The organism is Microbacterium sp. MYb62 (assembly GCF_002979475.1).
GTDB lineage: Bacteria > Actinomycetota > Actinomycetes > Actinomycetales > Microbacteriaceae > Microbacterium.
In genome coordinates, this window is the sequence record NZ_PCOY01000016.1 from 60,429 (window position 1) to 83,950 (window position 23,522).

General features: G+C 68.9%; 24 protein-coding genes. 15 read left to right on the forward strand and 9 right to left on the reverse strand.

Annotated features, from left to right (window positions below):
• The first annotated feature begins 22 nt into the window (after positions 1–22).
• A complete protein-coding gene (locus tag CQ042_RS14755; RefSeq protein ID WP_105671212.1) occupies positions 23–1,291 on the forward strand; it encodes a hypothetical protein in 1,269 nt (422 codons plus the stop codon).
• A gap of 11 nt (positions 1,292–1,302) precedes the next feature.
• Positions 1,303–1,926 carry a DUF402 domain-containing protein gene (locus tag CQ042_RS14760; protein ID WP_105671213.1) on the forward strand — a complete coding sequence of 208 codons (624 nt, stop codon included), beginning with the start codon at positions 1,303–1,305 and terminating at the stop codon, positions 1,924–1,926.
• 4 nt (positions 1,927–1,930) lie between these two features.
• Here CQ042_RS14760 and purQ read toward each other — a convergent pair whose 3' ends face one another.
• The 3 genes from purQ to CQ042_RS14775 all read right to left on the reverse strand — a co-directional run bounded on the left by purQ (position 1,931) and on the right by CQ042_RS14775 (position 3,590).
• Positions 1,931–2,638 carry a phosphoribosylformylglycinamidine synthase subunit PurQ gene (gene purQ / locus CQ042_RS14765; protein ID WP_105671214.1) on the reverse strand — a complete coding sequence of 236 codons (708 nt, stop codon included), beginning with the start codon at positions 2,636–2,638 and terminating at the stop codon, positions 1,931–1,933.
• Entirely contained in the window at positions 2,635–2,883 is a 249-nt protein-coding gene (gene purS / locus CQ042_RS14770) for a phosphoribosylformylglycinamidine synthase subunit PurS (protein ID WP_105671215.1), read from the reverse strand. Before purS ends, purQ begins: the two co-directional genes overlap by 4 nt.
• Positions 2,884–3,056: 173 nt before the next feature.
• Positions 3,057–3,590, reverse strand: a complete 534-nt coding sequence (locus tag CQ042_RS14775; RefSeq protein WP_105671216.1) for an adenine phosphoribosyltransferase — start codon at positions 3,588–3,590, stop codon at positions 3,057–3,059.
• Between the two features lie 134 nt (positions 3,591–3,724).
• Between CQ042_RS14775 and CQ042_RS14780 the strand changes: the two genes are divergently transcribed.
• The 6 genes from CQ042_RS14780 (at position 3,725) to CQ042_RS14805 (ending at position 10,190) form a co-directional block, all read left to right on the forward strand.
• On the forward strand, positions 3,725–5,035 hold the full coding sequence (locus CQ042_RS14780; protein ID WP_105671217.1) for an ABC transporter substrate-binding protein: 1,311 nt from the start codon (positions 3,725–3,727) through the stop codon (positions 5,033–5,035).
• Between the two features lie 97 nt (positions 5,036–5,132).
• Positions 5,133–6,212, forward strand: a complete 1,080-nt coding sequence (locus CQ042_RS14785; protein ID WP_105671218.1) for a carbohydrate ABC transporter permease — start codon at positions 5,133–5,135, stop codon at positions 6,210–6,212.
• A complete protein-coding gene (locus CQ042_RS14790) occupies positions 6,209–7,099 on the forward strand; it encodes a carbohydrate ABC transporter permease (RefSeq protein WP_105671219.1) in 891 nt (296 codons plus the stop codon). Before CQ042_RS14785 ends, CQ042_RS14790 begins: the two co-directional genes overlap by 4 nt.
• Before the next feature lie 5 nt (positions 7,100–7,104).
• Positions 7,105–8,535, forward strand: coding sequence for a GH1 family beta-glucosidase (locus CQ042_RS14795; RefSeq protein ID WP_181157584.1), 1,431 nt, complete (start codon positions 7,105–7,107; stop codon positions 8,533–8,535).
• A 27-nt stretch (positions 8,536–8,562) separates the two neighbouring features.
• Entirely contained in the window at positions 8,563–9,084 is a 522-nt protein-coding gene (locus CQ042_RS14800) for a DUF6578 domain-containing protein (protein ID WP_105671221.1), read from the forward strand.
• Positions 9,085–9,194: 110 nt separating this feature from the next.
• Positions 9,195–10,190 carry a LacI family DNA-binding transcriptional regulator gene (locus tag CQ042_RS14805; protein ID WP_105671222.1) on the forward strand — a complete coding sequence of 332 codons (996 nt, stop codon included), beginning with the start codon at positions 9,195–9,197 and terminating at the stop codon, positions 10,188–10,190.
• 135 nt (positions 10,191–10,325) lie between these two features.
• Here the strand turns inward: CQ042_RS14805 and CQ042_RS14810 are convergent, their stop codons facing one another.
• On the reverse strand, positions 10,326–11,372 hold the full coding sequence (locus CQ042_RS14810; RefSeq protein ID WP_105671223.1) for a hypothetical protein: 1,047 nt from the start codon (positions 11,370–11,372) through the stop codon (positions 10,326–10,328).
• Positions 11,360–12,232, reverse strand: coding sequence for a DUF1266 domain-containing protein (locus CQ042_RS14815; RefSeq protein WP_105671224.1), 873 nt, complete (start codon positions 12,230–12,232; stop codon positions 11,360–11,362). Before CQ042_RS14815 ends, CQ042_RS14810 begins: the two co-directional genes overlap by 13 nt.
• A 126-nt stretch (positions 12,233–12,358) precedes the next feature.
• Between CQ042_RS14815 and CQ042_RS14820 the strand changes: the two genes are divergently transcribed.
• Positions 12,359–13,045, forward strand: coding sequence for a TetR/AcrR family transcriptional regulator (locus CQ042_RS14820; protein WP_258132266.1), 687 nt, complete (start codon positions 12,359–12,361; stop codon positions 13,043–13,045).
• A gap of 68 nt (positions 13,046–13,113) precedes the next feature.
• Here the strand turns inward: CQ042_RS14820 and CQ042_RS14825 are convergent, their stop codons facing one another.
• Together CQ042_RS14825 and CQ042_RS14830 are read right to left on the reverse strand one after the other, a co-directional pair.
• Positions 13,114–13,932 carry a M57 family metalloprotease gene (locus CQ042_RS14825; RefSeq protein WP_105671225.1) on the reverse strand — a complete coding sequence of 273 codons (819 nt, stop codon included), beginning with the start codon at positions 13,930–13,932 and terminating at the stop codon, positions 13,114–13,116.
• A gap of 237 nt (positions 13,933–14,169) precedes the next feature.
• The gene (locus CQ042_RS14830) at positions 14,170–14,808 is read right to left on the reverse strand and encodes a GntR family transcriptional regulator (protein WP_105671226.1); all 639 of its coding nucleotides are present in this window, start codon (positions 14,806–14,808) and stop codon (positions 14,170–14,172) included.
• Positions 14,809–14,979: 171 nt separating this feature from the next.
• Between CQ042_RS14830 and CQ042_RS14835 the strand changes: the two genes are divergently transcribed.
• From CQ042_RS14835 to CQ042_RS14850, 4 genes are read left to right on the forward strand one after another with little or no spacing between them, the layout of a single operon-like run.
• Positions 14,980–16,257 (forward strand): NRAMP family divalent metal transporter, encoded by a 1,278-nt coding sequence (locus CQ042_RS14835; RefSeq protein WP_105671227.1) that lies wholly within the window; start codon positions 14,980–14,982, stop codon positions 16,255–16,257.
• A gap of 4 nt (positions 16,258–16,261) precedes the next feature.
• The gene (locus CQ042_RS14840) at positions 16,262–17,029 is read left to right on the forward strand and encodes a LamB/YcsF family protein (RefSeq protein ID WP_105671228.1); all 768 of its coding nucleotides are present in this window, start codon (positions 16,262–16,264) and stop codon (positions 17,027–17,029) included.
• A gap of 22 nt (positions 17,030–17,051) precedes the next feature.
• Positions 17,052–18,665: an urea amidolyase family protein gene (locus CQ042_RS14845; RefSeq protein ID WP_105671229.1), complete on the forward strand. Its 1,614-nt coding sequence runs from the start codon at positions 17,052–17,054 to the stop codon at positions 18,663–18,665.
• The gene (locus CQ042_RS14850) at positions 18,662–20,401 is read left to right on the forward strand and encodes a biotin carboxylase N-terminal domain-containing protein (protein ID WP_105671230.1); all 1,740 of its coding nucleotides are present in this window, start codon (positions 18,662–18,664) and stop codon (positions 20,399–20,401) included. Before CQ042_RS14845 ends, CQ042_RS14850 begins: the two co-directional genes overlap by 4 nt.
• Before the next feature lie 79 nt (positions 20,402–20,480).
• Here the strand turns inward: CQ042_RS14850 and CQ042_RS14855 are convergent, their stop codons facing one another.
• Entirely contained in the window at positions 20,481–21,809 is a 1,329-nt protein-coding gene (locus tag CQ042_RS14855) for a uracil-xanthine permease family protein (protein WP_105671231.1), read from the reverse strand.
• Between the two features lie 111 nt (positions 21,810–21,920).
• Here CQ042_RS14855 and CQ042_RS14860 point away from each other — a divergent pair, with 111 nt between their 5' ends.
• The gene (locus CQ042_RS14860) at positions 21,921–22,184 is read left to right on the forward strand and encodes a type II toxin-antitoxin system VapB family antitoxin (protein WP_181157585.1); all 264 of its coding nucleotides are present in this window, start codon (positions 21,921–21,923) and stop codon (positions 22,182–22,184) included.
• Entirely contained in the window at positions 22,181–22,570 is a 390-nt protein-coding gene (locus tag CQ042_RS14865; RefSeq protein ID WP_105671233.1) for a type II toxin-antitoxin system VapC family toxin, read from the forward strand. Before CQ042_RS14860 ends, CQ042_RS14865 begins: the two co-directional genes overlap by 4 nt.
• A 54-nt stretch (positions 22,571–22,624) precedes the next feature.
• Here the strand turns inward: CQ042_RS14865 and CQ042_RS14870 are convergent, their stop codons facing one another.
• Positions 22,625–23,503, reverse strand: a complete 879-nt coding sequence (locus CQ042_RS14870; protein ID WP_105671234.1) for a phosphoribosylaminoimidazolesuccinocarboxamide synthase — start codon at positions 23,501–23,503, stop codon at positions 22,625–22,627.
• Positions 23,504–23,522: the final 19 nt, after the last annotated feature.

The window sequence follows — 23,522 nt, forward strand, 5'->3', positions numbered from 1 at the left end:
GCGGTTTCGACGAGGGGTCCGCATGTCCGGTTCTTCGCGCCGCTCGGCGCCGTGGGTGGTCGTCGCCGCGCTCGTCGCGGCGGCCGTCTTCGCCGGCGCAGCACCTGCCGCATCGGGTGATGGCGCGTCGGGCGACGACTCTGCTCCCGGCGTGGACACGTGGGACCCCGCGCAGTCCGTCGCGCTGGCCTACGAGTTCCTGGATGCGCGCGTCGATGAGTTCTGCGACGGCGCCGGCCACTGCCTGCCACGCAGCTACCAGGGCGGGTTCTTCACGACACCCAGCTGGGACTTCACGCCCTCGTTCGTCTACGACGACGCCCTGGTGGTGATCGCGTACACCGCCCGCGGTCTTCCCGACGATCTCCGTCGTGCGCGGGCGATCGGAGACACGCTCCTCTTCGTGCAGGAGAACGATCCGATCGGCGACGGCCGCACCCGCGCGTCTTACGAACCCCACGGCATCCGTCAGGGGCGGGTGGAGATCACCGGGCCCGGGACCTTCACGGGAAACCAGGCCTGGGTCGGACTGGCTCTCGCGCGGCTCGCGCATGCGACCGGCGACTCGCGTTACCTCGACGGCGCGTTGCGCGTCGGGCAGTGGATCCAGGACAACACGGCCGACACGGACCGGGCTCCGTACGGCTATACCGGCGGCCAGCTCGAGGGCGGGACGTCGCTGACCTGGAAGTCCACCGAGCACAACAGCGACGTGGCCGGGTTCTTCACCCAGCTGGCCCAGCTGACCGACGATCCGGTATGGGCCGACAGGGCAGCGGTCGCCGTGAACTTCGTCGCCGCGATGCAGAGTGCAGACGGTCACGTGAACACCGGAACGGGCCTCGACGGCTCGACGATCAACACCCGTCCGATCCCCCTGGATGCGCAGACGTGGAGCTCGCTCGCCACCGGCGACCCGCGCTACGGCGCGGCGTTGGACTGGACGCTCGCGAACCTGATCGCGACCGATGGTCCCTACACGGGACCATCGATCAGTGAGGTCGACGTGTCGAAGGCGTGGTTCGAGGGCAGTGGACATCTCGCACTCGCTCTCACGCTGCGTGACGGACCCGGCGATGCCGATCACGCGGAGACGCTGCTGAGCAGCATCCGCCTGGCGCAGCGCGACGCCCCGAACGGCGACGGCAAGGGGATTGTCGCGACCTCGAACGACGGCCTGGATTCCGGGTTCGGCGACCTCTACTACGCGAGCCTGCACACGGGTGCGACCGCCTGGTACCTGCTCGCAGCGATGGGGAAGAACCCGTTCCTTCTGCCGGATCGACGTTGAGGGAGCCCCGCATGACGTATGCCCGGTCCGGTGAGGAGATCCTCCTCCGATATCGCTATCCCGACGGGCGGGTGCAGGCGGCGATCCCCTTGCGCGCCGTCGAGGACGACGCCGCTCGGACCGTCGCCTGGCTTTCGCCGGGGACCGAGATCTCCTATTGGGCGCTGCAGAACGGCCGGGATCCGCGAGAACTGCCGCTCGACGAGAGGTTCCGGCATCCGATGATCACGGCGCGGCGCACCTGGCAGGGATCCGGCGTGCTGCGGGTGATGCCCGCCGGAGCGGCGTATCAGGTGCTGCATTTCTGGGATGAAGGACGGTTCGCCGGGTGGTACGTCAACCTCGAGCGGCCGCGGATGCGCCGCGGGAGCTGCTTCGACAGCGTCGACCAGCATCTCGACCTCGCGATCGCCGCCGACGGCTCGCACACCTGGAAGGACGCGGACGAGGCGCAGGCCGCGGTGGATGCCGGTCATCTGCCGGAGGCTGATCTGGCGGCGGCGCGGGCGACGGGCGAAGCGGTCATCGCCGACATCGACGTCTGGCTGGGCGTCGTCGGCGACTGGCGGGAGTGGTCGCCCCCTGCCGGGTTCGACGCGCCGCTGACGCTCCCGGCCGGATGGGACGCGCGGTAGCCGGTTACGCGGCGACGCGGGCGACCGCGGCGATGGCGCTCGTGAAGAAGTCGAGTCCGTCGACACCGCTGCGCATCGCGGCGGCGGTGTCGGGGCCGAAGCCGGCTTCGGTGGCGTGCTCGGGGTGCGGCATCAGGCCGACGACGTTGCCCGCCTCGTTGGTGAGGCCCGCGATGTCGCGAAGCGATCCGTTCGGGTTCACGCCCGCATAACGGAAGGCCACGAGACCCTCACCCTCGATGCGGTCGAGCGTCTGCTCGTCGGCGATGTAGCCGCCGTCGGCGTTCTTCAGCGGGATGACGATCTCCTGGCCGGTGCGGAACGCATTGGTCCAGGCGGTGTCGGAGTTCTCGACCGTGAGCCGCTGGTCGCGACGCACGAAGTGCTGGTGGTTGTTGCGGATCAGGCCGCCGGGGAGCAGGTGCGCCTCGACGAGCATCTGGAAGCCGTTGCAGATGCCGAGCACGGGCATGCCCTTGGCGGCGGCATCCTTGACCTCGCTCATGATCGGCGAGAGCGCGGCGATCGCGCCCGCGCGCAGGTAGTCGCCGTAGCTGAAACCGCCGGGGAGGACGAGCGCGTCGACGCCGTCGAGGTCGTGCGAGCCGTGCCACAGGGCGACGGGTTCGGCGCCGGCGATGCGGACGGCGCGCTGCGCGTCGCGGTCGTCGAGCGAGCCGGGGAAGGTGATGATGCCGATGCGGACGGTCACTCGGCGACCTCGATGCCGACGACGTCTTCGATCACGGAGTTGGAGAGCACCTCGTCGGCGATGCGTCGTGCCTCGGCGAGAACCTCGTCGGTGACCTCGCCCTCGACGGAGAGCTCGAAGCGCTTGCCGATGCGGACGTCGGTGAAGCCCTCGACGCCGAGGCGGGCGAAGGCGCCGGAGACGGCCTTCCCCTGCGGGTCGAGCAGTTCGGGCTTGGGCATGACGTCGACGACGATGGTGGGCATGACGGCTCCAAGAGTCGCGGGCGGACGGGCGCATCCAGTCTACTGCCCCCGGCGCTTCCCGCCGCCGAGTGCACGGCTTGCTGACGAGTGCACGGCTTGCGGGCGCGCGGATGCCGTGCACTCGGCGAGATCCCGTGCACTCGGCGACCTCGGCGCGGCGCGGCGCGGCGCGGCTAGGCGGAGTGGAACACCGTGTGGAGGTCGCCGACGGCGTCGCGTCCGCCGAGGCCGTCGATCTCGAACAGCACCGAGATGCCGACGACGTGGCTGCCGAGCCGCTCGACCAGCTCGCGCCCCGCGGCGAGCGTGCCACCGGTGGCGAGCACGTCATCGATCAGCAGTACGCGGGATCCGGCGGGCAGGTCGTCGTGCATCTCGATCGTGGCAGTGCCGTACTCGAGGGCGTAGTCGACGGATGCCGCCGGGCGAGGCAGCTTGCCCGCCTTGCGGATCGGGATGAGGCCCACGCCCGCGGCGATGGCGGCCGCGCTGGCGAGGATGAAGCCGCGCGCCTCGATGCCGGCGATCACGTCGAACTGACCGGCGAAGGGCTCGATGATCGCCTCGGTCGTCACGCGGAGGGCCTCGGCGTCGGCGAGGAGCGGCGTGATGTCGCGGAAGATGATGCCCGGCTGCGGGTAGTCCGGAACGTTGCGGATCAGGGCTTCGGCGCGGACGAGGGCGGGGGAGAGCGTGGCTTCGGGCACTGCCCAAGGGTACCCCGCGCCGTTGGGTTGACTTCGTGGGAGCGCTCCCATAGAGTGACTGCTCAGTGCGTGGGAGCGCTCCCACGACTTCCCGAAGCACCACACACCGCACGACCACCACAAAGGAGTGAACTGTGAACACACGTGCCCGCCAGCGGATCCTCGTGACTGCCGCCCTGGCATCCGTCTCCGCTCTCGCCCTCGCCGGCTGCTCCGGCAGCACCGGCGATGCCCCCGAAGGAAGCGCCGACGAGGAGGTCACGCTGACCGTCACCACCTTCGGCACCTTCGGCTACGAAGATCTCTACAAGGAGTATGAGAAGGCGCATCCGAACGTCAAGATCGAGGCGACCAACATCGACACCGGCGGCAACGCCCGCACCGATGCCTTCACCAAGATCGCCGCCGGCTCCGGCCTCAGCGACGTCGTCGCGATCGAGGAAGGGTGGCTCGGCGCGATCATGGATGTCTCCGACACCTTCGTCGACCTGCGCGACTACGGCATCGAGGACCGCAAGGCCGACTGGGTCGACTGGAAGTACGGTCAGGCGACCGATGCCGAAGGCCGCGTCATCGGCTATGGCACCGACATCGGCCCGAGCGGTATCTGCTACAACGGGGCCGCATTCGAGGCTGCCGGTCTCCCGAGCGACCGCGAGTCCGTCGCCGAGCTGCTGAACGGCGACTGGGAGAACTACTTCCAGGTGGGTGCCGACTACACCGCGAAGACGGGCAAGGCCTGGTACGACCACTCCGGCTTCGTCTGGAACGCCATGGTCAACCAGCTCGACGAGGGCTACTACACGACAGACGGCGAGCTGAACGTCGAGGACAACGCCGAGCTCAAGGAGCGCTTCGAACTGCTGGGTGCCGCGACCGAAGGCGGTCAGTCCGCCGCGCAGACGGCGTGGGACTGGAACGGCGGCAAGTCGTTCGTCGACGGTACCTTCGCCACCTTCGTCTGCCCGGGCTGGATGCTGGGCGTCGTGCAGGGTCAGGTCGAGGCAGGCGGCGGCGACGCTTCCACCGGATGGGACTTCGCCGACGTGTTCCCCGGGGGTGCGGCCAACTGGGGCGGGGCATTCCTCTCGGTTCCGGAGACCTCGCAGCACAAGAAGGCGGCCGCCGAGCTCGCCGACTGGCTGACGCAGCCCGAGCAGCAGGTGAAGCAGTCCGCCGCGGCCGGCAACTTCCCGTCGACGATCACGGCGCAGGAGACGCTCGCCGAGGAGGCGACGCCGAATCCGTTCTTCAACGACGCTCCGACCGGTGCGATCCTCGCCGAGCGCGCCAAGGGCGTCGTCGCCCAGTTCAAGGGTGCGGATGACTCGGTCATCCAGGAGAACGTCTTCGGCCCGGCTCTGAGCAGCCTCGACCGTGGCGAGACCGACACGCAGGGCGCCTGGGACCAGGCCATCGGTCTGCTGAACGATCTCGTCGGCTGACATCCCCTTCCGGTCGCAGTTCCTGTCGCCTCCACCCCACGGCGGGCGACAGGAACTGCGACCGGAACTCCTCGGAACCCCGGGACAAGGACACACCATGACACTCACCGCCCCGCCCGCGGAGCAGCAGCGCGCCGTATCCGCGGCGTCGGATGCTCCGCCGAAGCGCTCCTGGCGCCATCGCGTCTCGCGATTCGACCAGAATGCCTCGCCGTACCTCTACATCTCGCCGTTCTTCCTGCTGTTCGGGCTGGTCGGCCTGTTCCCGCTGCTCTACACCGTCTGGGTGGCCGTGCACGAGTGGGATCTGCTCAAGGGCGAGGGCGATTTCGTCGGGCTCGGCAACTTCGTCGAGATCCTCGGCGATACGATGTTCTGGAACTCGATCGGCAACACCCTGAGCATCTTCCTGCTCTCCGCGATCCCGCAGCTGGCTGTGGCCCTGGTGATCGCGTACCTCCTCGACCGCGGACTGCGGGCTCCGACCTTCTGGCGCATGAGCGTGCTCATCCCGTTCGTGGTCACCCCGGTCGCGGTCGCCATCATCTTCTCGAGCATCTTCAACGAGGCCGACGGCCTCGCCAACAACCTGCTCAACCTCATCGGCATCGCCGACCAGGAGTGGAAGCACAACACCGCCCTGTCGCATATCGCGATCGCGGTCATGGTGAACTTCCGCTGGACCGGATACAACGCCCTCATCCTCCTCGCCGCGATGCAGGCCGTGCCGCGCGACCTGTACGAGTCGGCTGCCCTCGACGGGGCCGGTGCCGCTCGTCGCTTCTTCTCGATCACGATCCCGACGATCCGTCCTACCCTGATCTTCGTCATCATCACGGCGACCATCGGCGGACTGCAGATCTTCGCCGAGCCGCGCCTGTTCGACGTGTCGACGGCCGGCGGCATCGGCGGCAGCGACCGGCAGTTCCAGACGACCGTGCTGTTCCTGTGGGAGCTCGCTTTCTTCCGGCGGAACCTCGGCGAGGCCTCGGCGGTCGCCATCCTGCTGTTCCTGCTGATCGTCGCCATCGGCGTGATCAACTTCCTGATCTCCCGGCGCATCTCCACCGGAGACGCTCCGAAGAACCGCGCGGCCCGGCGCCGCGCCCACACCGCCGCCACCACAGCCGCCGCGGCCACGACGCTCGCCATCACGACCGAGGAGAGCGCGCGATGACCGCCACCCAGGCGCTGAGCGTCCCCGAGAAGATCCGCCGTCGCCGGAGCACATCGTCCGGCACCGCCGGCATCGGCAGCCGTCCCGGCTTCCTCACGTACGGGCTGCTGGCCGCATTCATCATCGGCAGCGTGTATCCGCTGTGGTGGTCGGTCGTGGTCGCGAGCGGTACGAACGCCACCCGCGGTGAGACGCTGCCCCTGATCCCCGGCGGCAACTTCTTCACCAACGCGGCCCAGGTGTTCGACGCGATCCCGTTCTGGTTGGCGCTGGGCAACTCCTTCCTCATCTCGGGCATCATCACCGTCTCGGTCGTCACGTTCTCGACGCTCGCCGGCTACGCGTTCGCGAAGCTCCGGTTCAAGGGCCGAGAGGGTCTGATGATCTTCGTGATCGCGACCATGGCGATTCCGACGCAGCTGGGCATCATCCCGCTGTTCATGCTGATGCGCGAGCTCGGGTGGACGGGCTCCATCGGAGCCGTCATCGTGCCGACGCTCGTCACCGCGTTCGGCGTCTTCTTCATGCGGCAGTATCTGGTCGACGTGATCCCGGACGAGCTGATCGAGGCCGCCCGCATGGACGGCGCGAACCAGTTCCGCACCTTCCTCACGGTCGGGATCCCCGCAGCACGACCCGCCATGGCGATCCTCGGACTCTTCACCTTCATGACGGCCTGGACCGACTACCTCTGGCCGCTCATCGTGCTCTCCCCGCAGAACCCGACCCTGCAGACGGCGCTCAGCCAGCTGCAGTCGGGGTACTACATCGACTACTCGATCGTGCTCGCCGGCGCGGTGCTCGCGACCCTCCCGCTGCTCGTGCTCTTCGTGATCGCGGGTCGCCAGCTGGTCAGTGGCATCATGGCGGGCGCGGTGAAAGGATGACCCCTATGACCCGCTCCTTCCCCGAGAACTTCCTCTTCGGCGCCGCGACCGCCGCCTACCAGATCGAGGGTGCGGCGTTCGAGGACGGGCGCACAGCATCGATCTGGGATGCTTTCGCCCGCGTACCCGGTGCCGTGATCGGTGCCGAGAACGGCGATGTCGCCTGCGACCACTACCACCGGTATCCGCAGGACGTCGCTCTCATGAAGCAGCTCGGCCTGCAGACGTATCGGTTCTCGACCTCCTGGTCGCGGGTGCGCCCCGACGGCGGAGCCGTCAACGCGGCGGGCGTCGACTTCTACGAACGCCTGGTCGACGAACTGCTCGCCGCCGACATCCTGCCCTGGCTGACGCTGTATCACTGGGACATGCCCCAGGCGCTGCAGGATGCCGGTGGCTGGACGAACCGCGACACGGTCGACCGCTTCCTCGAGTACGCGGGCACCATGCACGATGCGCTCGGCGACCGGGTGAACGTGTGGACCACGCTGAACGAGCCGTGGTGTTCGTCGTTCCTCTCTTATACAGCGGGGGAGCACGCGCCGGGGCACACCAGCATCGCGGAGGGGCTGCTCGCCTCGCACCATCTGCTGCTCGCGCACGGCAAGACCGTGCAGGAGCTCCGCGGACGCGATGCCTCGCTCAACCTCGGCATCACCCTGAACCACACGGTCGCCGATCCCGCCGACCCGCAGAACCCTGCCGACGTCGATGCCGCTCGTCGCGTGGACGGGCAGTTCAACCGCTGGTTCCTCGATCCGATCTACCGGGGCAGCTACCCGGCCGACATCGTCGACGACATCCGGGCGGTCGACGCCGACGCGGTCGCGCAGTTCGAGGCTGCGGTCCACGACGACGACCTCGAGATCATCTCGCAGCACATCGACACCCAGGGCGTGAACTACTACCACGGCGACTTCGTGTCGGGCACGGCCCCGGTCGAGGGTCCCGTCTCCGCGGAACCCGAGACCGAGCGCGTGGGGCGCAGCCCGTATCCGTCGAGTGACGGCATCCACCCGGTCGAGCGCGGTCTGCCGCGTACCGCGCAGAACTGGGAGGTGCAGCCCGAGGGACTCACCCGCGTGCTGCAGCGGGTCTGGACCGAATACGCCGAACCAGCCGGCACCGTGCTCTACATGACCGAGAACGGCGCCGCGTACGACGACGTCGTCGTGGTCGAAGAGGGCGAGACGCGGGTGCACGACGCCGACCGCACCGAGTTCCTTCGGCTGCACCTGGGCGCGGTGCTCGATGCCGCAGAAGCGGGTGTCGACGTCCGCGGATACTTCTACTGGTCGCTGTTCGACAACTTCGAGTGGGCGTGGGGTTACGACAAGCGCTTCGGCATCGTGCGTGTCGACTACGACACCCAGGTGCGCACGCTCAAGGACTCGGGTCGGGAGTACGCCCGCATCATCGGTACCCGCGCGCTCTGATCCGGGCGTCGGGGATAGTCTGGCCGCATGACGCGTGTGTGGCTCACGCCGTGGGAATGGGCGTGCTGCGGAGACCCTTTCGAGATCGGCGACGAGGTCGACTTCGGCATCCGGTCGCGTGATCCGGAGGTCCTGGTCGACGAACTGGGGGTGGAGTTGACCGGCACCGTCGATGCGCTGGAGTCGCACCACGAAGAGGAGTACGCGGATCGGGTTCGCGGCAGAGTCGTCGCGGTGCACGAGGTCAGTCGGGAAGTGGTTGAGCGCAGGTTCGAGTACTTCGTGGACCCGTTCGCACGGGCCCGGCCGTCCGGCAGGCTGCAGCTTCCGGATGGTGTGTCCGCGGGGGCGAGGTTGTCGCGGCAAGGGTCCAGCATCGAACGGGTGCCCGGCTCGACCCGACTGTCGTCCGTCGGAGGAATCCCGGTCGCGGCCGTCGAGCATCACCGGCCGCCCACCCGGCCCGCGGATGCCGAGGAGCGCCGCCGCCAACGGGTCGGGTGGCTCGTCGACGTCGAGGAGACCCCGCCCGCCCCTCGAATCGCGTGAATGGTCGTATCCGGGGCCGAGATGCGACCATTTGCGCGACTCGGAGCGAGAGCGTCGGCACAGCACCCGCAGACCGGTGAGAATAGGGCGATGGAAGAGTGCGTACGCTGATGTCGCCCCGAGCGACCATCGAAGAAGTGGCATCCACTGCGGGTGTCTCCCGGTCGACCGTGTCGCGGGTCGTGAACGGGTCGACGGCCGTGAGTCCGGAGGCCTTGGCCGCCGTGCGCGCCGCGATCGACGAGCTGAACTACGTGCCCAACCGGGCCGCGCGGTCGCTGGCGTCACGCCAGACCCACGCCATCGCGCTGATCGTGCCGGAGGACACCACGCGCTTCTTCGGTGATCCGTTCTTCGCGGCCATCGTCGCCGGCATCACCGGGGCGCTCGGGGGTTCCGACTACCTGCTCAACCTTCTCATCGCGAGCGATGATCCCGGCGACAAGATGACCAGCTTCGTGCGCAACGGCGGCGTCGACGGCGCGCTGATCGTGTCGCACCACACGAGCGATGCGTTCATCGACCGGATCGCGGATGCGGTGCCGGTCGTCTACGGCGGGCGTCCGGTTCGTCGGCGCGAAGGCGACTACGTCGTCGACGTCGACAACGTCGCGGGAGCGAGGAACGCCACCCGTCGGCTCATCGACATCGGCCGCACGCGCATCGCGACGATCTCGGGTCCGCTGACGATGGTCGCCTCGCAGGACCGCGTGCAGGGATTCCGTGCCGCTCTGACGGATGCCGGACTCACCCCCTCCGCGGAGGAGGAGGGCGACTACACCGAGGCGAGCGGAGCCGAAGCCGCCAGACGGCTCCTCGATGGCGGACGCCCGGACGCGATCTTCGTCGCGAGCGACCTGATGGCACGGGGCGCACTGACGGCGCTGCGCGCGGCGGGGGTGCGGGTGCCCGAGGACATCGCCGTGGTCGGCTTCGACGACTCCTCGGTCGCCGTCACGACCGATCCGCCACTGACGACGATGCGCCAGCCGATGTACGCGCAGGGTGAGGCCATGGCGCGGGTGCTGCTGTCGCGTCTCGCGGGCGAGGAACCGCCGACGACGACGATCCTGCCGACGGAGCTCGTGGTCCGGGCCTCCGCCTGATCCCCGCCTTCCGGAGCGGTCCCGTCGACCTGAGGAGGAACACGGATGCGCCCCTGGCGCCCCCTCCGGGCCAGGCACGCACCCGTGCGTCTGTGTCGCACGGCCTCGGACCGGGGCCGTGCACGGCTGAACAGGTCAGCCGAAGAGAGATGCGAGCAGATCACCGCCGAACAGGGAGAAGGCGGTAAGCCCTGCCGACAGCAGCAGCACCGCGGCCGTGCCGGCGACTGCGAAGACCGAGATGCCGCGGCCACCGAGTCGCTGACCGCGCAGTCCGACCGCCACCCCCGCTCTGGCGGCGATGCCGCCGGCATGGTCGTCGCGGTACAGCTCGGTGCGTGCGGCGAAGCGACGGTGGAACTCCTCGGCGAGGGTGACGGCGGCGGCCATCGTCTCGGCGCGGTCGAAGCGCGTGCGGGACGGCAGGTAGACGTAGAGGCGATCCGAGACGAGTTCGATCTCGGCGCCGGAGCCGAGATCGAGAACTCGGGCCATCAGGTCGGGCGTGAAGATGTAGAGAGCGTCCTGCTGATAGCCCTCCGGCACGATGAGGCGGAACGTCTTCGCGAACTCGCCTTCCAGATCCAGCCGGGCGGCGCCCCGGCCGAGGCCCAGCGTGGGGACGATGCTGCGCGTGCGGTTGGCGAGCACGATGTGTGGAACGGATGCCGGCAGCGGCAGCTCGATGAAGGCGAACGGCCGCTGGATCGTCGCGCGTTCCTGTCCGTGTGACACCGAATGATGTGTGCCGAGCTCGAACGGCATCCGCTCGTCGTCGCAGGCGACGACCGCACGCTCGCGTCCGTGCGCGACCCGGGTGAACGCGGCGCCGGGGCGGCGGGTGCGCTCGAGCGCGTCGGCGTACGCCCACCCGTTCTGCCAGGCGAACGCGGCGATCTTCACCCGGCGGCTCAGTCCGACGGCCCACCAGACGAAGCCCGCGGCGGCGAGTGCGGTGTATCCGATCACGAACACCCCGAGGATCGGCGCGACCGCCAGGATGTCGCCGCGTCCGAGGAACCACAGGCCGGTCAGCATCGTCGCAGCGAACAGCAGCACGACCACGAGGACGACCAGGAAGCGGCGATGCGGCGGGGTCCTGCAGACGCGCTCGTAGGTGAGGATGTCGCCGAGCCCCGCGCTTCGTCGCAGCGGTTCCAGGTCGACGGCTACAGGCTCCACGACAGCGTCGCCCAGGGGCCGTTGCGCTTCGCGGTCGTCGCAGCCTGGAAGTCGGACCAGCCGTCGCCGAACTTCTCGAACGACTTCTCGTCGACGTTGCCGTCCGACCAGTGCATGACGCGACCCACGATGTAGCTCAGACCGAAGTCGATCCACGACGTGAACGCCGGACGCCCTTCCTCATTGATGCGGTGGATGATCTCCCGCGCCTCCGCGACGTCGCCGTGTCCCAGCGCGACGCCCCAGGTCGTCATCGCGACGGCCTGGCCGAGCGCGTAGCCGTCGAGCGCCCGCACGAAGACGTCGGGAGTGACGATGTCCTTTCCGACGCGCTTGCGCACCTGCGCCTCGGAGTACTCGATCGAGGTGACGAAGGTGCGCGCGTCGCGCTTGTCCCCGCCCTCCTGCACGATCGCAGCCAGCCATTCCTTGGCCTTCGGGGTGCGGCCGAGACGGTCGGCGAGGTCCGAGCGGACCGCGAGGTACAGCATCCACATCTCGCGGCGGCGGCGCACCGTGACCAGGCGGTCGATGTTCGCCAGCCACTCCTCCCGGGTGTGCACGCCCCACTGGTCGACGAGCACCTTCTTCTCGCGGTCGCCGAGGATCGAGGCGGTCGGGTCGTTCCAGTAGCCGGAGGGCAGGTTCACGATCTGCAGGAATCCGAGAGCGATCTCGTCGGCCTCGACACCGGTGGCGGGGTGATCGGGCGAGGCCTTGACCTTCGCGGCGGGGAGGATCCAGATCACGAGGAAGAACAGCACCACCGCGCCGACGATCGCCCAGGCCCACCATTGGCCGATCAGCCAATCGAAGATCGAGGTCACGCTGTTGAAATCGACGCTCGCGAAAGAGTGCATTGATGCTCCTGGGGAGGGGTGAATCCGTGGTTGTTCATAGATTGAACAACCATTCAGTGAGTAATCTATACGGCGGGGGGACGATTCGGAAAGACAGGCCGGCGGGACTCAGGAGGTGGATGCCACGTGGCACGCTCCGACGAGCAGAACCGGCTGGCCCGAGAACGCGCCAGGGAGAACATCCTGCAGGCGGCCATCGAGGCGTTCAGTGAACGAGGTGTCGCGGGCGCGAGCATCGCCGAGATCACGAAGCGGGCCGGCGTCGCCCAGGGGCTCGTGAACTACCACTTCGGCGGCAAGGACCAGCTCGTGGCCGCCGTCATCGACCGGTGGTTCGAGACCGTGCTCGGCTTCGCTCGCGTCGAGGGCACTCCCGACGAGATGCTCGCCGCCGTGATCGACGGAGCACTCACCGCGACCGCCTACGCGATACCGCTCCAGCGGGCCGTCCTGGCGATGCAGCAGCAGCCGGCCACGCATCGACTCTTCGCCGAGTCGGAGGCGCGACACGAGGCGGGGGCGACGGCGGCGGAGGATGCGGTGCGCGACCTGTTCCGTGCGCGAGGCGCGGAGGATCCCGCCCTCGAGGAGGTCATGCTCCGCAGCACGATCGAGGGCGTCTTCGTGAAGTCCGCCGTCTTCGGCGACACCTATCCGCTCGAGGAGGCGCGGCGCTGGATGTTCCGCCGATACGGTCTCCCGGAACCGGAGGGGCCCATCGCTCCCCCCGCCCCGCTCCGCGACGGGGAGCCGCGTCCGCGGGCGACGAGCGCCCTGAGCCAGGCTGAACAACTGTCCGGCACGTCCTCCTGACGAGCCGGACAGGAGCGGGGCCCGGTCGAGAACGACCGGGCCCCGCTGATTCGAAGCGCTGGACTGCGTCAGTTTCCGTAGAGTGCGACGACGCCGGCGGTGTCGACGCTCGTCATCGACAGGTCGTCGGAGGATCCGTTGCACTGGGGATAGTGCATGATCGACGAGGAGTCGTAGGGCGTCAGCGGACGCCAGTTGGTGTCCTCGAAGCAGGTCCCGGCTTCGGGGCGGGTGTGTTCGTGGCGGAAGCCGAGGACGTGGCCGAGCTCATGGCCGATGACGTTCGTCGGAGTCCAGGACGAACCGGGGGTCCAGATCGAGTCGTCGATGAGGACGTTCTGCAGGCGCGGCGCCGTGCTCGGGAAGAATGCCCGGGCGATGTACTGCGTGGTCTGCACCGGCTCGACCGAGAACAGGACGGCTTCGTTGCGCGTCGTGCAGTTCGCGTCGGCGCTGCTGTCGTAGATGAAGTCGATCTTCGACGACGCGGCTTCCCAGAGGGCGGCACCGCCCGCCATCGCATCCACGACGTCGGCATGACGTGCGCCGAACGCCGTGCTGACACAGTAGGTGAGGGTGCTCACTAGTGCGTCCGACCACTTGTCGTCGACGCTGTTCACCGTGTTGACGACGAGGCCGTTGGTCACGGGGTCGGCACCGAGGAGCTGTTCGTAGAACGACCGGAGCTCTTCCTGGTCGGAGATCACCTCGTCGCCGTTGACGACATAGGCGCCGTCGAAGTCTCGGTAGGTTGACGCCTCGAACTCCTGGAAGGTGGGGATGTCGTCGGCGTCGGGCACGGAGTTCGCGGCAGCGGGGATGACCGTGCCGAGGCAGAGCGCAGCAGCCGCGGTAGCGGCGAACGCCAGTTTTCTCGTGAGTCGCAAGGTAATGGTCCTTTTCGATCTGAACGATTCCGCGCGCCCCCTCGGCACGCGGCCTCCGGCGTGAGGGGCGGGCAACTCTGCGCCGCCGATCCTGCCGAAGTCCGCTCACGGTAAGCACGACGCTTCGGAGACGGCAAGGCTTCTCCCGGCGCGCTCATAGATTTCTGCACTCAGGTCAGAAATACCGAACGCTGGTCTGGAAGAAGGTGCCCGTGTCCCCTCGCGAGACGTCAGGGGTCAGGAGCGCCCCATGCGGGCGAAAGCCCCCAGCACGCTGCGCTCGGATGCGGTGAGGTAGCGCTCGAGTTCGTCGGCGGCCGCCTCGGGGCCACGTTCGAGGAGCGCTGTGAGCACGGCGCGATTCCGGCGGACGAACGGCTCGTGCAGCGACTTCGGCTGGTCGATCTCGAGGAAGACGAGGCGGAGCTCTGCGGCGACGTCGCGATAGGTGCGGGCGAGTCGGGCGCTGTCGGCGAGGGCGACGATCGCGTCGTGGAAGGCCATGTTCGCGCTGCCGATCCGTCGCCAGTCCTCGTGGGGCAGCTGATCCTCGGCTTCCGCGAGAGCCTCGCGCATGAGCTGCACGGCGGGATGCTCGGGCTCGGACTGCCGCAGAGCTGCGCACTCGATCACCCGGCGCGCGCGATAGATGTCGATCACGTCCGCGATGGTCGGCGAGGCCACCGAGACACCGCGGTGCGGGATGTGCTCGACGAGGCCCTGTTCGGCGAGCACCCGGAAGGCTTCACGCAGCGTGTTGCGAGACACGTCGAACTGCTCGGCGAGGGCCGACTCCGACAGACGCGACCCCGGGGCGAAGTCGCCGTCGATGATGCGCTGACGGAGCACGTCGGCGAGCACGCCCTGGTGGTTCATGCCTTCATCGTAGGCGGCGGGGCGCGTGGATCGTCTGCGGAGGGCCCGCTGGAATCACACGAAGGCAACGTCGCTGTAGCACGACGGAAACATGATTGTTGAACAATCGAGAACGATCCGTTCTACACTGAGTGTCTATCGACACCCACCAACGACGATGGGAATCCCCGCATGTCCGAGCAGTCCACCGCCTCCCTCTCCCCGGAAGACGAGGCTCGCCTCTCTTCCGCCAAGAAGCGCGCAGGCCGCAGCGCCGTCATCGGCGCGATCTTCCTCATGGCCACCAGCGCCATCGGCCCCGGATTCATCACCCAGACCGCCACGTTCACCGCGACGATGGGGGCGGCGTTCGCGTTCGCGATCCTCGTCTCGATCCTCGTCGACATCGCGGTGCAGCTGAACGTCTGGCGCATGATCACGTCCTCCGGCAAGCGCGCGGGGGAACTCGCGAACAGCGCCATCCCGTTCTCCGGCCACCTGATCGCCGTGCTCGTCGTGATCGGCGGGCTGGCATTCAACATCGGCAACATCGCCGGTGGTGGGCTCGGACTGAACGCGCTGCTCGGCATCGACCCCAAGCTCGGCGGCATCGTGACCGCGGCGCTCGCGATCATCATCTTCCTCGTGAAGAAGGCGGGACCGGTGATGGACATCGTGCTGGTCGTGCTCGGTGTCGCCATGATCGTGATGACCGTGATCGTGGCCGTCATCGCCCAGCCGCCGATCGGCGAGGCGCTGCGCCAGACGTTCGTCCCCGACGAACTGAACTTCGCCACCATCACGACGATCGTCGGCGGAACGGTCGGCGGGTACATCACCTACTCCGGTGCCCACCGCTACCTCGACTCCGGACACGTCGGCCCCGAACACGCCGGCCCCGTGATGCGCGCCGCGACCAACGGCATCCTCGTCACCGGCATCATGCGCTACGTGCTGTTCCTCGCGATCCTCGGCGTCGTGGCCTCGGGCGTCACGCTCGACCTCTCCGGCCAGGGCGCGAACCCGGCCGGCCAGGCGTTCGGCGCGGTGCTCGGCGACGCCGGTCTCCGCATCTTCGGCGCGATCTTCTGGGCCGCCGCGATCAGCTCGGTCATCGGCGCGGCGTACACCTCGGCGACCTTCCTCTCCACCTTCACCAAGAAGCTCAAGGGCGGTTGGCCGCTGCAGCTCGCGACCGTCGCCTTCATCGTCGTGTCGCTGGCGGTGTACCTGTCGATCGGCACGGCGCCGGCCGCGATCCTCGTCTTCGTCGGTGGGTTCAACGGCCTGATCCTGCCCATCGGGCTCACGGTGTTCATGTACATCGGCTGGTTCCGCCGTGATCTGCTCGGCTCGAAGAAGTACCCGATGTGGTTGCTCATCGCCGGTACGCTCGTGACGCTGCTCACCTGGTACATGGGGATCGTCTCGGTCGGTCCCATCTTCGCCTTCCTCGGAATCGGAGCGTGATCGCATGACGTCGATCGACCTGAACTCGGACCTCGGCGAGAACGTCCCGGGCCGCATCGTCAGCGACGACGCGAGCATGCTGCGGCTCGTCACCAGTGCGAACGTGTCGTGCGGCTTCCATGCCGGCAGCCCCGAGGGCATCCGCGAGACGCTCGCCGCCGCGGTGCAGGGCGGCGTCGTGATCGGCGCGCACCCCGGCTACCGCGACTACGAGAACTTCGGGCGGACCAAGGTCGACATCGACTCGGCCACCCTGCAGGCCCACGTCGAGTACCAGCTCGGGGCGCTCATCGGGCTCGCCGCCGCGGTCGGCGGACGGGTCTCGTACGTCAAGCCGCACGGGGCGCTGTACAACACGATCGCGCGCGATGTACGGCAGTCGAAAGACGTCGTGGCGGCGATCCGCGCGATCGATCCGAGCCTGGTACTGCTGGGGCTCTCCGGCGGCGTCGTGCTCGATGTCGCCGAGCGCGCAGGCCTCGAGGTCGCGGCCGAGGCGTTCGCGGATCGCGCGTATCAGCCGGACGGGCAGCTCGTGTCGCGCACCGAGGCAGGGGCCGTGCTGCACGATCCGGCCGCGGTCGCGGAGCGCATGGTGCGCCTCGCCGCCGACGGCGTGATCCGTGCGATCGACGGCACCGACGTTCCCGTGGTCGCCCAGTCGATCTGCGTGCACGGGGACAGCCCCGGCTCGGTCGCGATGGCCGCAGAGACCAAGCGGATGCTGCAGGACGCCGGCATCACGATCGCGCCGTTCGCGGGCTCGCGATGACGAAAACGGAGCTCCTTCTCTGATGCGCATCCTCACGGCCTCCGATCACGCCCTTCTCGTCGAGGCGGCAGACCTCGATGAGGCGATGCGCCTGAACCTCGCCTGGGAAGGGCGGTCCGGCATCGTCGAGCGCATCCCCGGCGCTCGTACCGTGCTCGTGCGCTTCGATCCGCTCCGGATCTCCGCGGCCGAACTCGCGGCCTCGCTCGCGGCGACCGAGATCGACACCGCGCACCTGCCGGGCACCGGCGAGGTCACGGTGCCCGTGCGGTACGACGGCGAAGACCTCGACGAGGCGGCATCCCTGCTGGGTGTGTCGGCGGAGGAGCTCGTGAACCGGCACCTCGCTGCGGACTGGCGGGTCGCGTTCTCAGGGTTCGCCCCCGGATTCGGCTACGTGGTGAGCAGCGACCCCCTGTTCGACGTGCCCCGCCGCTCCTCACCGCGCACGCGCGTGCCCGCCGGATCGGTCGCGCTCGCCGGACAGTTCACCGGGGTGTACCCGCGCGAGAGTCCTGGTGGCTGGCAGCTCATCGGGCGCACCGACGCCGTGATGTGGGACATCGACCGGAATCCTCCGGCACTGCTCTCCCCGGGCACGACGGTGCGGTTCGAGCAGGTGCGCGAGGCGGCTCGGCTGGACGCTGCGGGGCTGGACCGAAACGGAGACGTTCCGGCGCACGCCCGGCGCGTCGCGGAGCGACCCGCCGCAGCCGACGCTGATCGTCTGCGTTTCGGAACCGGACGAACGGATGCCGCCGTCGAGGTCGTCCGCCCCTCGCTGCAGCTGCTGGTGCAGGATGCCGGGCGCCCGGGCTATGCGGCATTGGGGGTCTCGGCATCCGGGGCCGCAGACCGTCGGGCCATGCGCGAGGCGAACCGTGCCGTCGGCAATGAGTCGACGGCCGCTGTGCTCGAGAGTGTCGGAGGTGCGGTGCTGCGATTCCGCGGAGCCGGCGTCGCCGCGGTCACGGGCGCCGTCGGTACGCTCACCCTGACCGAGGTGCGCGGCGACGTCCGTTCCCTCCTGCACGGCGAGCCGTTCGCCACGGTCGACGGCGACGAGCTGACCCTCGCCCATCCGGACCGGGGGCTCCGCTACGTCGTCGCCGTCCGCGGCGGACTCGACGCGGCGCCGGCACTGGGCAGCCGTGCGGGGGATACCCTGGCCGGACTCGGGCCCGAGCCGCTGGCGGCCGGAGCCGTCATCCGCATCGGCGATGACGCGCTGTCCCCGGTTCAACCCGGGGCTCTGCCGCGCGAGCTTCCCGCACCCGGAGAGCTCGTCGAGCTCGAGATCACCCTCGGCCCACGTGAAGACTGGTTCACGGCTGCGGCCCTCGCGACGCTCACCGGCCAGGAGTGGACCGTCACGCCGCGCTCCGATCGTGTCGGCATCCGGCTTCAGGGTGAGGTGCCTCTGGAGCGCGCGCTCGGAGGCGAACTGCCGAGCGAGGGCGCCGTCACCGGGGCGATCCAGGTGCCGCCCGACGGACAGCCGGTCCTGTTCCTGCCCGACCACCCGCTCACCGGCGGATACCCCATCATCGGTGCACTCACCGACCGCAGCCTCGACCTCGCGGGTCAACTGGCTTCGGGCGTGCGCCTTCGTTTCACCGTCAAGGAGTCCTCATGACCACCGTGTCGACCGTGCCGACCACGCAGAGGGTCCTGATCGCGAATCGCGGGGAGATCGCGGTGCGCGTCATCCGCGCCTGCGCCGAAGCCGGATACACGTCGGTCGCGGTCTACGCCGATCAGGATGCCGACGCCCTGCACGTGCGCCTGGCCGACGAGGCCGTGGGCCTTGGTGGCACCACGGCGGCCGACACGTACCTGTCCGTCGATGCGTTGCTCGCCGCCGCGCGGCAGTCGGGCTCGACCGCGGTGCACCCCGGCTACGGCTTCCTGTCGGAGAGCGCCGCGTTCGCGCGGGCCGTGGAGGATGCCGGGCTGATCTGGATCGGTCCGACGCCCGAGAGCATCGACGCACTCGGCGACAAGATGACCGCACGCCGGATCGCCCAGCAGGTGGGGGCGCCGCTGGCCGCAGGTACCGATGAGCCGCTCGCCGGCCCGGAGGAGGCGGTGGCGTTCGCCGAGCAGCACGGACTCCCGATCGCGATCAAGGCCGCGTTCGGCGGAGGCGGGCGCGGCCTGAAGGTCGTGCGCGAGCTGGCCGAGGTCGCCGAGGCCTTCGACGCGGCCACCCGTGAGGCGATCGCGGCCTTCGGTCGGGGCGAGTGCTTCGTGGAGCGCTTCCTCGAGAGCCCCCGGCACATCGAGGTGCAGGTGCTCGGGGACGGGCTCGGCGGTGTCGTGGTGGTCGGCGATCGCGACTGCTCGATGCAGCGTCGCAACCAGAAGCTCATCGAAGAGGCGCCGGCGCCGGGACTGTCCGCCGAACAGCGGTCGCGGTTCCATGATGCAGCGCGGTCGATCTGCGCCGAGGTGCGGTATCGCGGGGCCGGCACGGTGGAGTTCCTGCTCGCGGCGGACGGCACCATCTCGTTCCTCGAGGTGAACACCCGCCTCCAGGTGGAGCACCCGGTCACCGAGGCGGTCACCGGGATCGACCTGGTGCGCGAGCAGTTCCGCATCGCGTTCGGGGAGGGTCCGTCGATCGTGGAGACCCCTGCGCCCCAGGGCCACGCCTTCGAGTTCCGGATCAACGCCGAAGACCCGGGTCGTGGTTTCCTGCCCTGTCCGGGTCGTGTCGAGCGGCTGAGGATCCCCGGCGGCCCCGGCGTGCGCTGGGACAGCGGGATCGAAGAGGGCGACGTCGTACAGCCGGCCTTCGACTCTATGATCGCCAAGCTGATCGTGCATGCCGGGTCCCGCGACGCGGCCCTCGTGCGCGCGCGTCGGGCGCTGCGCGAGCTCGCCGTCGAGGGCCCGGCGACGGTCATCCCGTTCCACGTGCGCGCGCTCGACGACGCGGCCTTCGCCACGGCGACGTTCGCCGTGCACACGCAGTGGATCGAGAGCGCCCTGCTCCCGAAGCTCGAGACGCAGTCACGGCCTGCGGCGGTCCCGGATGCCGCTCTGCAGCGCTTCCCCGTCGAGATCGACGGACGGCGGGTCACGCTCGGCCTGCCTGCGGCGCTGCTGGCGGGATTCGGTCGACCGGTGGATGCTGCGCCGGCAGCGCCCACGGCCGATCCGACCGAGCTGCGTTCGCCGATGCCCGGCACTCTCGTGCGCTGGCTCGTCGACGACGGTGCCGACGTCGCGGAGGGCGACCCGGTTGCGGTCCTCGACGCGATGAAGATGGAGACCACGGTGAACGCCCACCGCGCCGGCGCACTGTCGCAGCGTGCAGAGTTGTCAGCGATGATCGCGGCGGACGGGGTGCTCGCGGTCATCGACTGACGCTCGACCGTGCGAGAACGCAGAGATCCCGGATGCCTCGCGAGAGGCATCCGGGATCTTCGTCTGTGCGCGGCGCGACCTACTCGGGGTCGCCGCCGAGCGGGCCGACCGCCTCGAGCGGCTTCGGGTCGTCGGCGCCGGTCTTGCGCAGGCGGGCGATGAGGTTGCCCAGGTGGTAGATCAGGATCGCCGCGACCGTGGCGATGACGATGCCGCCGAGTTCGAAGCCGGAGGCCTCGTCCTTGATCATGAATCCGCCGACCGCCATGATCAGCGCGACGGCCGCCGTGTACTGGTTGACCGGGCGTGAGAAGTCGACGCGGTTGTCGACCCAGATCTTGATGCCGATGACGCCGATCAGGCCGTACAGTGCCGTCGTCACGCCACCGAGCACGCCGGCGGGCACCGAGTTGATGACCTCGCCGAACTTGGGGGAGAGGCTGAGCAGGATCGCCGCTGCGCCGGCCACCCAGTAGGCGGCGGTCGAATAGACGCGCGTGGATGCCATCACGCCGATGTTCTCACCGTACGTCGTGGTGCCCGAACCGCCGAAGAAGCCGGCCAGGGTCGTCGAGACGCCGTCCGCGATCAGCGCCTTCCCCGTCTGCTCGTTCACGCTCGCGTCACCGGTCATGGTCGCGACGCCGCGCACGTGACCGACGTTCTCGGCGATCAGCACGAGGACGACCGGGAGGAACATCGCGAGTGCCGTGAGGGTGCCGGGCTCTGTGAAGTTCGGGAGGGTGAAGGTCGGCAGGCCCACCCAATCGGCCTTCTCGACGGCGGCGAAGTCGAGCTCACCGCGGAACGCCGCGAAGATGTACCCCGCGATGACGCCGAGGAAGATCGAGATGCGCCCGAGGAAGCCGCGGAACACGACAGCGAAGAGGATCGTGATGGCGAGGGTGAACGTCGCGGTCACAGGAGCCGCGGCGTAGTTGTTGTGGGCCGCGCCGGCGAGGTTGAATCCGATGAGCGCGACGATCGTTCCGGCGAGGACCGGCGGCAGGAAGCGGTCGACCCACTTCACTCCGACCGTGTGCACCACGACGCCGATGATCGCCAGCAGTACGCCGACCGCGACGATGCCGGCCAGCGCCGTGCCCATGTTCGCGGAGGCGGTCGCGGCGGTGACCGGGGCGATGAACGCGAACGACGAACCGAGGTAGCTGGGCAGCTTGTTGCGCGTGACCAGCAGGAACAGGATCGTGCCCACGCCGCTGAAGAGCAGCGTGGTGGCGACCGGGAATCCGGTGATGATCGGCACGAGGAAGGTCGCGCCGAACATCGCGACGACGTGCTGGAGTCCGATCGCGATCGTGGCGGGCCAGTTCAGGCGCTCGTCGGGACGGACGACGGCGCCGGGCTCGACCGTGCGGCCGTTTCCGTGCAGCTTCCACAGGGCCATGCGGGCTCCTCAAGGTTCGGGGGATGGCAGGAGTGCCGGAGCAACACTACCGATTCCTGAGTTTTCCCTGAGCGCTTCTACCATGGTGGAAGTGAGGGTAGAATGGTAGAGATGAGCCTCAACATCAAGAACGAGACGACGCACGAGCTGGTGCGACGGCTCGCGGCGCTCACCGGGCAGAGCCAGACGAGTGCGGTCGAAGATGCGGTGCGGCGGAGGCTGGCCGAGCTGGAAAGCGAGAAGGCGTCGCTCGAGGAGCGGCGGCGTTCGCGCATCGATGAGTTGATCGCGGAGGCTCATCGGCTTCCACTGAACGGTCCCACGACCGAAGAGATCCTGGCCGACATGTACGACGAGATGGGGCTGCCGCGGTGATCGTCGATTCGTCGGTGTTCTTGGCGATTCTGCTCGACGAACCGGAAGCAGCGCGGTTTCGCGAACTGTTGAAAGATCACCCGGTTGCCGTGTCGGCAGCAACGGTGGCGGAGAGCAGGATCGTCCTGCAGAGTCGGGGCGGTTCGAGGATGTGCGACATCTTCGAAGCGATCCTCATTCAGGTGGATGCTGGGGTGATCCCCGTCGACGGGGGTCAAGCGCGAGTGGCCAGCGACGCGTATCTGCGCTACGGCCGCGGCTCCGGGAGTCGCGCCCGCCTGAACTACGGCGACTGCTTCTCCTATGCGCTCGCGGTCAGTCGCGACGAGCCGTTGCTCTTCAAGGGCGACGACTTCATCCACACCGACGTGCGCCGGGTGGAGTAGGCCGATCCCGTCGGCGACCGGCCGGACGGGGCCTGACCGGCGCGAGATGGGGTGTCAGGCGCCGAGGCGGTCGATCAGCTCGCGGTAACGGTCGGCGGTGCGCGCGACCACATCGTCGGGGAGCGCCGGCGGCTCGCCCTGCTTGTCCCAGTTCGCCGCCATCCAGTCGCGCACGATCTGCTTGTCGAAGCTCGCCATCCGCTCGCTCGGCGTGGTGCCGGTGCGCCAGGCCTCCGCGTCCCAGTAGCGCGAGGAGTCGCTCGTGAGCACCTCGTCGGCCAGGCGCAGGGTGCCGTCGGCATCCGTCCCGAACTCGAACTTGGTGTCGGCGAGGATCAGGCCCTTCTGCTCCGCGATCGCCGCAGCGCGCGCGTAGATGGCGAGGGAGGTGTCGCGCAGTTCGGCCGCGCGCTCGGCGCCGACCAGCTCGACGGTGCGCTCGAACGTGATGTTCTCGTCGTGTTCGCCCATCGGCGCCTTGTAGGCCGGGGTGAACAGCGGCTCGGGCAGCCGGTCGCCGTTGTGCAGACCTCCGGGCAGCGGGATGCCGCACACGGTGCCGCTCTCCTGGTACTCCGCCCAGCCGGAACCCGTGATGTATCCGCGCACGACGCATTCGATCGGCAGCATCTCGAGCGACTGCGCGAGCATGGCGTGATCGGCCACCTCCTCCGGCAGCTCGCCCTCGGCGATGTGGTTCGGGAAGTCGGAGAGCTGCGCGAACCACCAGCGGCTCAGTCGCGTCAGCAGGGCGCCCTTGTCGGTGACGCCGGGGGAGAGCACGGTGTCGAAGGCGCTCACGCGGTCGGAGGCCACGACGAGGATGCGCGTGTCCACCGGATCCTCCGAGGCGTACAGGTCGCGGACCTTGCCCGAGTAGATGTGCCGCCAGCCGGGGATGCTCTGTGCCGTGCCTTCTGAAGGTGTGCTCACCCGCCCATTATCCCCGTTC